This is a genomic window from Actinobacillus porcinus (genome assembly GCF_901764995.1).
Taxonomy (GTDB): domain Bacteria; phylum Pseudomonadota; class Gammaproteobacteria; order Enterobacterales; family Pasteurellaceae; genus Exercitatus; species Exercitatus porcinus.
Window position 1 is genome coordinate 22718 of record NZ_CABFKI010000013.1, and the last position, 12588, is coordinate 35305.

The 12588-nt window shown below is 42.6% G+C and carries 11 protein-coding genes and 1 pseudogene; 5 read left to right on the forward strand and 7 right to left on the reverse strand.

Annotation, left to right across the window (positions count from 1 at the left end; translation table 11 throughout):
• Positions 1–287: 287 nt before the first annotated feature.
• The 5 genes from rsmB to hinT are packed head-to-tail and all read right to left on the reverse strand — an operon-like array spanning position 288 to position 4476.
• Positions 288–1694: a 16S rRNA (cytosine(967)-C(5))-methyltransferase RsmB gene (gene rsmB / locus E7T07_RS09170; protein WP_135710849.1), complete on the reverse strand. Its 1407-nt coding sequence runs from the start codon at positions 1692–1694 to the stop codon at positions 288–290.
• Complete coding sequence (gene fmt / locus E7T07_RS09175; RefSeq protein WP_135710850.1) at positions 1691–2641, reverse strand: methionyl-tRNA formyltransferase; 951 nt, start codon at positions 2639–2641, stop codon at positions 1691–1693. The genes rsmB and fmt overlap by 4 nt, the downstream gene beginning before the upstream one ends.
• 48 nt (positions 2642–2689) lie before the next feature.
• Positions 2690–3739 carry a beta-N-acetylhexosaminidase gene (gene nagZ, locus E7T07_RS09180; RefSeq protein WP_135710851.1) on the reverse strand — a complete coding sequence of 350 codons (1050 nt, stop codon included), beginning with the start codon at positions 3737–3739 and terminating at the stop codon, positions 2690–2692.
• A 6-nt stretch (positions 3740–3745) separates the two neighbouring features.
• Positions 3746–4096, reverse strand: a complete 351-nt coding sequence (locus E7T07_RS09185) for a YcfL family putative periplasmic lipoprotein (protein ID WP_135710852.1) — start codon at positions 4094–4096, stop codon at positions 3746–3748.
• A gap of 29 nt (positions 4097–4125) precedes the next feature.
• Positions 4126–4476, reverse strand: coding sequence for a purine nucleoside phosphoramidase (gene hinT, locus E7T07_RS09190; RefSeq protein WP_135710853.1), 351 nt, complete (start codon positions 4474–4476; stop codon positions 4126–4128).
• 404 nt (positions 4477–4880) lie between these two features.
• On the opposite strand from hinT, the gene focA reads away from it, so the two are divergent.
• The 3 genes and pseudogenes from focA (at position 4881) to E7T07_RS09205 (ending at position 8923) form a co-directional block, all read left to right on the forward strand.
• Positions 4881–5741 (forward strand): formate transporter FocA, encoded by an 861-nt coding sequence (focA, locus tag E7T07_RS09195; protein WP_135710854.1) that lies wholly within the window; start codon positions 4881–4883, stop codon positions 5739–5741.
• Between the two features lie 104 nt (positions 5742–5845).
• A complete protein-coding gene (gene pflB, locus E7T07_RS09200; protein ID WP_135710855.1) occupies positions 5846–8170 on the forward strand; it encodes a formate C-acetyltransferase in 2325 nt (774 codons plus the stop codon).
• An 89-nt stretch (positions 8171–8259) separates the two neighbouring features.
• Positions 8260–8923, forward strand: a pseudogene (locus E7T07_RS09205) (NAD(P)H-dependent oxidoreductase).
• A 213-nt stretch (positions 8924–9136) separates the two neighbouring features.
• Here the strand turns inward: E7T07_RS09205 and rsmE are convergent.
• Together rsmE and ftsY are read right to left on the reverse strand one after the other, a co-directional pair.
• Entirely contained in the window at positions 9137–9868 is a 732-nt protein-coding gene (gene rsmE / locus E7T07_RS09210; protein WP_135710856.1) for a 16S rRNA (uracil(1498)-N(3))-methyltransferase, read from the reverse strand.
• Between the two features lie 2 nt (positions 9869–9870).
• Complete coding sequence (gene ftsY / locus E7T07_RS09215) at positions 9871–11292, reverse strand: signal recognition particle-docking protein FtsY (protein WP_135710857.1); 1422 nt, start codon at positions 11290–11292, stop codon at positions 9871–9873.
• Positions 11293–11359: 67 nt separating this feature from the next.
• Between ftsY and rsmD the strand changes: the two genes are divergently transcribed.
• Together rsmD and def are read left to right on the forward strand one after the other, a co-directional pair.
• The gene (gene rsmD, locus E7T07_RS09220; RefSeq protein WP_135710858.1) at positions 11360–11953 is read left to right on the forward strand and encodes a 16S rRNA (guanine(966)-N(2))-methyltransferase RsmD; all 594 of its coding nucleotides are present in this window, start codon (positions 11360–11362) and stop codon (positions 11951–11953) included.
• An 83-nt stretch (positions 11954–12036) separates the two neighbouring features.
• Positions 12037–12552: a peptide deformylase gene (gene def / locus E7T07_RS09225; RefSeq protein WP_135710859.1), complete on the forward strand. Its 516-nt coding sequence runs from the start codon at positions 12037–12039 to the stop codon at positions 12550–12552.
• Positions 12553–12588: the final 36 nt, after the last annotated feature.

Genomic DNA, 12588 nt, shown 5'->3' on the forward strand with positions numbered 1-12588 from the left:
TCCGTTGAACATTTTTCGTTCACGGAATAGTAAATAAGGGAAAAAAATTAGATTTCAAGGGAAAAATGAAAAAATTATGTTAAATAGAAAAGAGCGAGATCATGTAGTCATTGTAGAAAACTGAAATGGCGGTTGGTGAGCCTGTCGAACCATAAGCCATTTCAGTGACTGCACAAGACTCACGTTTCGACAAGCTCAACGAACATCTTGTGCAATGGCGACATAATATCGGGATATATCGCATTATAGGGCAAAGGGAAGCCCTACAATATTTATCAAAAACAACATTATGCCAATTTTCTCAATTTCGCATAATAAAATCCGTCACCACCGTTTTCTTGCGGAAGAAACTGAAAACCCACCGCGCTTTTATCTTGGCTAAAAGGCAAGGGTTCTAATTTCGCGTCAGGATGATCTTGCAAGAATTGGGCGATTTGCCGGCTGTTTTCTTCGGGTAAAACAGAGCAGGTGGCATATAACAACACACCATTCGGTTTTAAGGTTGTCCAAAGTGCGGTTAAAATTTGACGTTGTAATGCCACCAGTTGTTCAATATCGCTTTCTTGGCGTAACCACTTAATATCAGGATGACGGCGGATAACGCCGGTAGCGGAACAAGGGGCGTCCAGTAAAATGCGATCAAATTGCACCGCACTTTTTCGCCCTACAATTTGCTCTGCCGCCTGTGGCAACCAGCTGTCAGGTTGCGTGGCATCGCCACAAATCACCACGGCTTTTTGCTTTAATCGCGCCAAGTTTTCATGCACGCGTTTCAACCGACTTTCTTCCACATCTAACGCCACCACTTTAGCCGCCGGGGCTTGTTCTAAAATATGAGTGGTTTTGCCTCCGGGGGCGGCGCAGGCGTCTAAAATCAATTCGCCGTTTTGGGGTTCAAGCAACAATCCCGACCATTGCGCGTGAACATCTTGCACCGTTACCCAGCCTTCCGCAAAATGAGGCAAATTTTGCACCGCACTTGGGTTTTCTAACCGCAAGGCATGGGGATTTTCCGCGCTAAACGCGTTGATTTCACTTTCCGCCAATAATAACTGACGATAGTTTTCTGTGGTGCAATGTTGCTGATTTACGCGAATCCACATAGGCGGTTTTTGATTATTGGCATCAATAATGTCACGCCAATTGGGGTAAGCTTTTTTCAGCTTATTAACAAACCAGTCCGGATGGTTGGTTTGCCAATGTTTATCCACAACGGCAAGCACATTTTCTTGCTCGCGTAGAAAACGGCGCAGCACACCATTAGTCAATGCACGGAAATTTTCTGATTTTAAATCCTTAATGGCGTTAACGGTTTCGTTTAATGCCGCGTGTTCAGGCACGCGCATATAGAGCAGTTGATACAAGCCAACAAGCAGTAAGCAATGCACAATGCGTGTTTTGCCCTTCAATGGTTTATCCACAAGCAAACGAATAATCCATTCCAAACGTACCAAGACGCGGCAAACGCCAAAACAGATTTCTTGCAATAAAGGCAAATCTTGAGGTTTTACCTGTTGTTGCATTTCAGGGATTAAGGCGGATAAGGATTTGCCTTGATCCAACACTTGCAAAATAATTTGCGCGGCTACGGCACGCACATTTTGCGTGGTTCGTACGGCCTGATTTTTCGCGGAAAGTGCGGTGTTTTTTGGCGATGTTTTTACGCGTTTAACAGGCTTTTGGTTGCTTTTCATAGTTGCTCACCCAAAGTAAACCAATCCCCACGACCGTTTAAGAAATCTTGGATCATCATCGGCTTTTTGCCTGATGGCTGTAATTGTTTAATGTTCAACACGCCGTCCGCGGTGGCAATTTGTAAGCCTTTTTTATCAAAGGCAAGTACCGTCCCAATTGGCTTATCTTGGTGCGGCAAAACCTCTGCTTGATACACTTTAATACGCTCTTCCGTGCCGTTTACGTTGACCGTTAAATACGCCACCGGCGCAGGATTAAAGGCGCGAATATTGCGTTCAAGCTGGCTTGCGGAAAGCGACCAATCCAATTTGGCTTCTTCTTTGCTCAATTTGTCCGCGTAATTGCTTTGGTTGTCGTCTTGTTGCTCAGGGGAAAATTTGTCTGTTTCCAAATGATCTAACACATCAATCAACGCAGGTGGCGCAAGCTCTGCCAATTTATGATAAAGGCTGGCTGAGGTTTCTGTGGCGTCAATGTCACAATACACTTTATGCAACATATCGCCGGTGTCTAAACCTTCGTTCATCTGCATAATGGTCACGCCCGTTTGCTTGTCGCCTGCCCAAATTGCCCGCTGAATTGGCGCCGCGCCACGCCAGCGTGGCAAAATGGAACCATGCACATTTAAACAACCTAAACGCGGCGCGTCTAAAACGGCTTTCGGCAAAATTAAGCCATAAGCCACCACCACCATTACATCGGCGTTGAGTGCGTTTAATTCCGCTTGCGCTTCTTCTTTGCGCAAGGATTTTGGTTGATATACAGGTAAACCATTTTGCTCTGCCAACTGCTTCACCGGGCTGGCTTGCAATTTTTTACCACGCCCGGCCGGTTTATCAGGTTGGGTATAAACCGCAATGACATTGTGTTGGGAGTTTAATAAGGCTTGAAGATGTTGCGCGGCAAAATCAGGTGTGCCGGCAAAAATAATGTTCAGTTTTTTCATCATAAAGTGCTACGTTAAAAGTTAAAAAGAAAATATTTATTTCTACGCTCACTGCGCTTTGGTTTCTAACCATCGCTGCTGAAATGCGCTCAATGTTTTGTGATTTTTCAACCAGCGTTCAGTTTTGGTTAATTCATTCCAACTGAAGGCTTTTTTCTTAAACAGAGACTGCAAACGGCGTTGACGCGCGGCAAAGTGCGGTGGATTTTCATTAAGTTTTAAGTTATCCAACACTTGCACCACGCCGTCAGGTTCGTTGCACAGTAACAGCAAATCACAACCTGCCGCAAGTGCTTTTTCGCTACGCGCTACAAAATCCCCCATAAAGCCAGCGCCTTTCATGCCCAAATCATCCGAGAAAATCGCACCGGTAAAGCCCAGTTGTTGGCGCAAAATCTGTTGCAACCAATAACGGGAACCGCTGGCGGGTTGACTGTCACATTGGCTAAAAATCACATGGGCAGGCATCACGGCATCCAGTTGATTTTGCGCAATCAATTGCTTAAAAGGCTGAATATCTCGCTCAAAAATCACCGCACTTGGGCGTTCATCAACGGGCGTTTCCAAATGACTATCCGCAATGACGTGACCATGCCCCGGGAAATGCTTGCCTGTGGTTGCCATCCCCGCTTGTTTCATCCCATTGATATAAGCGCCGGCTAAGCGAACGGCAGATTCCACATCGCCACCAAAACTGCGGTCGCCAATCGCCTTACATTCGTGCCCAAGATCCAACACCGGCGCAAAGCTCAGATCAATATCAAGCGCGGTCATTTCCGCCGCCATTTGCCAACCGGTTTCTTGGGCAAGACGTAATTGTTCATTCACATCTTTTTCCAACGCCGCAAAAGATTGCATGGCGGGAAGTTGGGTAAAACCCTCACGGAAACGTTGTACACGCCCGCCTTCTTGGTCAACGGTAATCAAAAGCGGTTTTTTCACACGTTGACGCACATCTTTAATCAAAGCTTGAATTTGCTCGCGATCATAAAAATTACGCGTAAATAAAATAAGCCCTGCCACAAGTGGATGCTCAAGCAACTCCACTTCTTCTTGTTGTAATGTTTGACCTTTTAGGTCGATGAGTAAGGTTGACATAATCTGTTATTTTCTTAAATAAAGACGATAATTCACGCTTTCAGGGGTGGGTTTTGTCAGCTCAATCGCTTGCTTTTGTTGCGGTTGCAATAACAATGAGCCGCTAAAAGCATCATGTGTTTGGCTCGCAGGTTGGGTTACGCCATTCTCACTGTACCAAAATAGATCGTAATGTAGCTGAAGCGGTTGCTGACCGGTGTTTTTTACCCAAGCTTCGTGAGATTGGGCGGCAGCATCAATAAACGGGTTGATTGCCGCATCAATATTCAAAATAGGGCTGTGGGTTTTGACTAAGTTTGGCGTGGTGGAACAGGCCGCCAAAAAAAGTGCGGTGAAAATGACCGATATTTTTTTCATTGATTGACTCATAAAGGATCACAAAAGGATTATTTCGCGCGCATTGGGCCTAAATGCTCGCCACCAAGAAGATGCATATGAATATGGAACACTTCTTGTCCGCCATGTTTGTTGCAGTTCATAATCAAACGATAACCGTCTTCGGCAATGCCTTCTTGCTGAGCGATTTTCGCGGCAACGGTGAATAAACGTCCTAATGTAGCTTCGTCTTCTGTTGTCACATCGTTCACCGTTGGGATTAGTTTGTTAGGGATGATTAAAATATGGGTTGGTGCTTGTGGGGCAATATCGCGGAAAGCGGTCACTAACTCATCTTGATAAACGATATTGGCCGGGATTTCTTTGCGAATGATTTTGCTGAAAATGGTTTCTGTTGCCATGGTTCAATTCCTTATAAAGTAGTGGGATTATGTAGTCGCTACACAAGACGTTCGTTGAGCTTGTCGAAACGTAAGTCTTGTGCGGAAAATCGCTGAAATGCCTTATGGTTCGACAGGCTCACCAACCACCATTTCAGCTTTGTGCAGTTGCGACATAATATCGTAAAATACTGTCAATTCTCACCGCACTTTTTAACAGATAATGCATAAAAAGGCAATTTTAGTGGTGTAGAGTTTGATCTAGCGCAAGTTTCCGTGTCTTTCTCTGAAATCCTTTTTACTTTGGGTATGTTCTCACCTATAATTAAAAAAATTTATAAAATTTCAAAAATATTTTAGTTTGAAGTTTTTCGTATTTCCCCATAAAATACGCGCATTTAACTCTTATAAGGTATTAAACCCAAATGGCAACTGAAGAAAAGATGTCCACAGTGGCAGCAAATCCAACTCAAATGGCGCAAATTGGTGAAGATGCAGGAGCATATAAAGCCAGTAAAAATCAATTCTATTCTTTCCTTTCTGCAATTTCCGCAGGTGCGTTTATCGCGTTAGCCTTTGTTTTCTATACAACGACTCAAACAGGCAATGCCGGTGCGCCTTGGGGCTTAACCAAACTGGTGGGCGGTTTAGTGTTCTCTTTGGGCGTGATTATGGTAGTGGTTTGTGGCTGCGAACTCTTTACTTCATCGACCATGACTATGGTAGCGCGTGTTAATAACCGTATTTCAACTTGGCAAATGTTACGTAACTGGGTTGTGGTGTATTTTGGCAACTTTATTGGTGGTTTATTTATTGTGGCGTTGATTTGGTTTGGTGGGCAAACCATGGCAGCGAATGGACAGTGGGGTTTAACCATTTTAAATACGGCGCAACATAAAATTCATCATACTTGGACAGAAGCCTTTGCTTTGGGGATGTTGTGTAACATTATGGTTTGCTTGGCGGTGTGGATGACTTATGCGGGTAAAACCTTAACAGATAAAGCGTTTATTCAAATTTTACCGATTGCTTTATTCGTGTCATCAGGCTTTGAACATAGCGTAGCCAATATGTTTATGATTCCAATGGGAATGATTACAGCACATTTCAGCAGTCCTGAATTTTGGCAATCTATCGGATTAAATCCTGAACAATATGCTGATTTAGATGTCTATCATTTTGTAGTGAAAAATTTAATTCCTGTTACCTTGGGTAACATTGTTGGCGGTGGCGTTTGTGTGGCATTAATGCAGTGGTACACCAACAAACCACACGCCCATCATTAAGATTTAAGTGTAATTTGGCGTAAGTGCGGTAAAAATTTTGCTGTTTTTTATCACCGCACTTACAAGGTTTCAACTATATCAATACTAACAGAAGGAAGTATTAAATGGCTCAATTAACAGAAGCTCAACAAAAAGCCTGGGCCGGTTTTAAACCAGGTGCATGGCAAACTGAAGTTAACTTACGTGACTTCATTCAAACAAACTATACACCGTATGAAGGTGATGAATCATTCTTAGCCGGCCCAACTGAAGCGACCACAACATTATGGGCGCAAGTGATGGAAGGCATCAAAATTGAGAATAAAACTCACGCACCATTAGATTTTGATGAGCATACACCGTCAACAATCACGGCTCACGCACCGGGTTATATCCAAAAAGATTTAGAAAAAATTGTAGGTCTTCAAACTGATGCTCCATTAAAACGTGCCATTATGCCGTTTGGTGGTATCAATATGGTTAAAGGTTCTTGCCAAGTTTATGGTCGTACTTTAGATCCACAAGTAGAAAAAATCTTTACTGAATACCGTAAAACACATAACCAAGGTGTATTCGATGTTTACACACCGGATATCTTACGTTGCCGTAAATCAGGCGTATTAACAGGTTTACCGGATGCATACGGTCGTGGCCGTATTATCGGTGACTACCGCCGCGTTGCGTTATACGGTGTTGATTTCTTAATGAAAGACAAAAAAGCACAATTCGATTCTTTACAACCACGTTTAGAAGCGGGCGAAGATTTACAAGCGACTATCCAATTACGTGAAGAAATCGCAGAACAACATCGTGCTTTAGGTCAAATGAAACAAATGGCTGCGTCATACGGTTTCGATATTTCAGGTCCTGCGACAAACGCACAAGAAGCCATCCAATGGACTTACTTCGCTTACCTTGCAGCGATTAAATCACAAAATGGTGCGGCGATGTCATTTGGTCGTACAGCAACATTCTTAGATATTTATATCGAACGTGATTTACAAAACGGCGTAATCAATGAAACTGAAGCGCAAGAATTAATGGACCACTTAGTAATGAAATTACGTATGGTTCGTTTCTTACGTACACCTGAATACGATCAATTATTCTCTGGTGACCCAATGTGGGCGACTGAAACTATTGCAGGTATGGGCTTAGACGGTCGTACATTAGTTACTAAAAATACATTCCGTATTTTACACACCCTATACAACATGGGTACATCGCCAGAACCAAACTTAACCATTCTTTGGTCTGAGCAATTACCGGAAGCATTCAAACGTTATTGTGCAAAAGTGTCTATTGATACTTCATCTGTTCAATATGAAAACGATGACTTAATGCGTCCGGACTTTAATAACGATGACTACGCTATCGCATGTTGTGTATCACCAATGATCGTTGGTAAACAAATGCAATTCTTCGGTGCACGTGCTAACCTTGCGAAAACATTGTTATACGCAATCAACGGCGGTGTGGACGAGAAAAACGGTATGCAAGTAGGTCCAAAAACTGAGCCAATGATGGATGAAGTATTAGACTTCGATACGGTGATGACACGTATGGACGGTTTCATGGATTGGTTAGCAACACAATATGTGACCGCATTAAATATCATCCACTTCATGCACGATAAATATTCATACGAAGCGGCATTAATGGCGTTACACGATCGTGATGTTATCCGTACAATGGCATGTGGTATCGCAGGTCTTTCAGTGGCGGCTGACTCATTATCAGCAATTAAATACGCGAAAGTGAAACCAATTCGTGGCGACATCGAAATCAAAAATAAAGCAGGCGAAGTAACAGGTGTAGCGAAAAACTTAGCTTTAGACTTTGAAATTGAAGGTGAATATCCACAATTCGGTAACAACGACCCACGTGTTGATGATATCGCTGTTGACTTAGTTGAACGTTTCATGAAAAAAATTCAAACGCACAAAACTTACCGTAACGCGACTCCAACACAATCAATTCTTACTATTACTTCTAACGTGGTTTATGGTAAGAAAACAGGTAACACACCTGATGGTCGCCGTGCCGGTGCACCATTTGGTCCAGGTGCTAACCCAATGCACGGTCGTGACCAAAAAGGTGCGGTTGCATCATTAACATCAGTTGCTAAACTTCCGTTTGAATACGCGAAAGATGGTATTTCATATACTTTCTCAATCGTACCAAACGCATTAGGTAAAGATCCGGAATCACAACGCCGCAACCTTGCCGGCTTAATGGATGGTTACTTCCACCACGAAGCAACTGTGGAAGGTGGTCAACACTTGAACGTAAACGTATTAAACCGTGATACATTATTAGATGCGGTTGAAAACCCAGACAAATACCCACAATTAACCATTCGTGTGTCTGGTTACGCAGTACGTTTCAACTCATTGACACGTGAACAACAACAAGACGTAATTACTCGTACATTCACAGAATCAATGTAATTGAGTGATTAAAACGCAATAAAATTCAACCGCACTTATTCGCAAGAGGAAGTGCGGTTATTTTTTAAAGCATTTAAAAAGGAAAGGCTATGACAATTTTAACTACAGAACAGGTTTTATCCGCTTTCAAAAATCGAAAATCTTGCCGTTATTACGATCCGACACGCAAAATCAGCGAACAGGATTTTCACTTTATTCTAGAATTAGGACGCTTATCACCCAGCTCTGTGGGTTCTGAACCTTGGAAATTTATTGTGCTACAAGATCCTAAATTGCGCGAAGCGATTAAACCCTTCTCCTGGGGAATGGCAACTGCCTTAGATGACGCAAGCCATATTGTAGTCATCTTAGCGAAAAAAAAATGCACGCTATGACAGCGAGTTTATGCTCGAAGGCATGAAACGCCGTGGTGTAACTGAGCCTGAAGCCATTGAAAAAACCATCGCAAAATATAAAGATTTCCAAACAAATGAAATGAAAACCTTAGATAATGAACGTGCATTATTCGATTGGTGTAGCAAACAGACCTATATTGCCCTTGCCAATATGATGACGGGCGCGGCGATGGTTGGCATTGATTCTTGCCCAATTGAAGGGTTTAATTATGACAAAATGAACCGTGTATTAGCTGAAGCCGGTTTATTTGATGCCAATGAATGGGGCGTGTCCGTTGCCGTTACATTCGGCTATCGCACCCAAGAAATCGCACAAAAAGCCCGTAAATCACAAGAGGATGTGGTGATTTGGGCTTAATAAAATTGTATAAATTTACTCAAGGCTGGAATGGCGGTTGGTGAGCTTGTCGAACCATAAGCCATTTCAGTGCGTTGCACAAGACTTACGTTTCGACAGGCTCAACGACCGTCTTGTGCAAGTGCAACTTTTTTTTTTGGGGGGGGCAGCTCAGCTCGTATAGGGTCGTCAGCAGTCTAAGATGAACAATTCCCCCTTTATTTTCTGCACTAATCACAAATCACCAAAACAAACCTGTAATGCGGTAATCGCAGTTAGAGCAGCAGTTTCAGTACGTAAAACCCGTGGACCTAATAAAATTTCAGTAAAACCCTGTTGTTCGGTTTGGGCGATTTCTTGTGGTGATAATCCCCCTTCAGAACCAATAAGTAAACGCACCCCTGCCGCAGGGATATTAGGCAGGGTTTTAATGGAATATTTCGCTCTTGGATGCAAATTAAGCTTTAATGCGTCATCATTTTCTGCACACCAATCTTGCAATTTCATCATTGGGCGAATTTCAGGAACCACATTACGCCCACACTGTTCGCAAGCGGCAATAGCAATTTTCTGCCATTGTTGAATTTTTTTGTCCAAACGTTCACCATCCAGTTTTACGCCACAACGTTCAGACCATAATGGCGTAATCACATTAACCCCCAGTTCCACGGATTTTTGAATAGTAAATTCCATGCGATCCCCACGCGAAATGACTTGCCCTAAATGAATAGGTAATGGACTTTCTCGATCCGCAAATTCACGTTCTAAAATTTCAACTTCTACTGTTTTTTTGCTTGCCTGAGTAATCCTTGCCGGATAAATATAGTTTGTGCCATCAAATAGTTCAATTAGCTCACCTGCCTGCATCCGCAACACGCGCCCCACATGATTTGCCGCGTCATCGCTCAATTGGCAATGAGTTTGACTTTCGAGATTTTCAGGGTGATAAATTCTTGGAATTCGCATAGTTATTCATCTTCATGGCTAAACAACGCATCAATAAACTCATTCGCATTGAAAGTGCGTAAGTCTTCAATTTTCTCCCCCACACCGATATAACGAATAGGCAAGTTGAATTGGTCGGCAATAGCAAAAATCACGCCGCCTTTAGCTGTGCCGTCAAGTTTGGTTAAGCTGATGCCTGTTAAGCCCACTGCTTCATTAAATAATTTGGCTTGGCTAATGGCATTTTGCCCTGTGCCAGCATCAAGTGTCAGCATAATTTCATGAGGTGCGGTTTCATCGTATTTCTTCATAACGCGTACGATTTTTTTCAGCTCATCCATCAGGTTATTTTTATTTTGCAAACGCCCTGCAGTATCTGCAATCAAAATATCAATATTGCGTGCGGCTGCAGATTGCATCGCATCAAAAATTACCGAAGCAGAATCAGAGCCTGTACTTTGTGCAATCACAGGAATGTGGTTACGTTCGCCCCAAACTTGTAACTGTTCTACCGCTGCGGCACGGAAAGTATCGCCGGCGGCAAGCATGACAGACTTACCTTGCTGTTGGAATTGGCGCGCGAGTTTACCAATAGTGGTCGTTTTGCCCACACCATTCACCCCCACCATTAAAATGACATAAGGCTTTTTGCTGGTATCAATTTCAAGGGGTTGTTCCACCGGTTTTAAGATTTCCGCCATTTCGTGCTTTAACTGTTGATAAAGCAAATCAGCGTCTTTTAACTGTTGACGAGAGGCGTGCTGTTCTAAATTTTTGATAATTTTCATGGTGGTTGGCACGCCAATATCTGCCACTAAAAGCTGTTCTTCTAATTCTTCAAACAGTTCATCATCAATTTTTTTGCCTAAAAAGAATGAACGGAAACCTGCGCCAATGTTTTGTTTAGTTTTAACCAAGCCTTTTAATAAACGACTGAAAAAACCACCTTCACTAGGTTTTTCTTGTGTAATGGCATTGTCTGAAATAGCTGTTTTTGTATTGTCTTCGGCTAAACCATCCGAAATCTCAGGCAATTGTTCTTCTAAAACATCTGATATTTCAACCGCACTTTCCGTTTCTGTTGCGGTTGCTGCTGTTTTTTCTGATTCCGTTAGGGCTTCAAGTGTCTCTACCCTTTCAGGCTGTGGCGTAATAAACTGCTCCGGCTGTGTTGGCTCAAGGGCAGTTTGATTATCAAACGAAGTTAACGTGGCTTCTGATTGAGCGAAGTTTTCGATGATTTCTTTCGTTTCTTGATCCAGCGTTTCATCAAGTTTTTCAGTAATTTCATCTAATTTTTGCTCGATTTGCTCGCTGATATTCCCAACGCTGTCTTCGGTTTTATCTGTGAGATTATCATTTTTTTCTTCTACCGTGGCTTGAGATTCCTTTTTACCCAAACCCAACCAAGACCAAAAACCACCTTTTTTCTTTTCTTCTGCCATAAAATCTCTCAAAGTCTGTTAAAATATTGAACATTACAAAATGTTTTTAAGTTTATCATTTATCCATATGAAAAAACACACAAAAGCGCAAGTTGCCGCGCCAAAAGGCGAAGTGCGCATAATTGCAGGTCTTTGGCGTGGGCGAAAATTGCCCGTATTAAATGCACAAGGCTTGCGTCCCACCGGGGATCGCGTGAAAGAAACCTTATTTAACTGGTTAATGCCTTATATTGTGGATGCCCGTTGTTTGGATGCCTTTGCGGGCAGCGGTTCTCTGGGCTTTGAAGCCCTTTCCCGTCAGGCAAAATCGGTGACCTTTTTGGAATTAGATAAAGCGGTGGCTACGCAACTGCGTCAAAATTTACAGACGTTAAAGTGCGGTGAAAATCAAGCACAAGTGATTAACCAAAGCAGTTTGGATTATCTAAAACAGCCGCAAAATCAACCGCGCTTTGATGTGGTTTTTTTGGATCCCCCTTTCCATTTTGGTTTAGCTGAACAAGCTATTTCGTTGCTGTCTGAGCATCAATGGCTTGCTCCGGACGCCTTAGTTTATGTGGAAACGGAACGCGATAAACCTTTAAACGTGCCGGAAAATTGGTTTTTGTTAAAAGAGAAAACCACAGGACAAGTGAGCTATCGCTTATATCAACAGGGATGATTCAGAATTTCGAAGAAAAAAGAGCGATTTCCCTGAAATTAGGGTAAAATAGCGCGGATATTTATTATTTTAGGAAAGATTTTATGGCATTACTGAATGTATTAATTTATCCCGATGAACGTTTAAAAACCGTGGCAACGCCGGTGACGGAATTTAATGATGAGCTTCAAACCTTTATTGATGATATGTTTGAAACCATGTATCAAGAAGAAGGCATTGGCTTGGCGGCTACGCAAGTGGATGTGCATAAACGTGTCATCACCATTGATATTACGGGCGAAAAAACGGATCAATTGGTTTTAATTAACCCTGAATTGATTGAAAGCGAAGGTGAAACAGGCATCGAGGAAGGTTGTCTGTCCTTGCCGGGTTTACGCGGTTTTGTGCCACGTAAAGAAAAAGTAACGGTTAAAGCGTTAAATCGCCAGGGTGAAGAATTTACTTTAAGTGCGGACGGATTATTGGCCATTTGTATTCAACATGAAATGGATCACCTTAACGGTATCGTGTTTGCCGATCATTTGTCGCCATTAAAACGTAACCGAATGAAAGAAAAATTAGTGAAGTTACAAAAACAACTGGCGAAACAATCCGCTTAATGTGTTAACTATTAGGGCAAGTCAAACTTGCCCTTC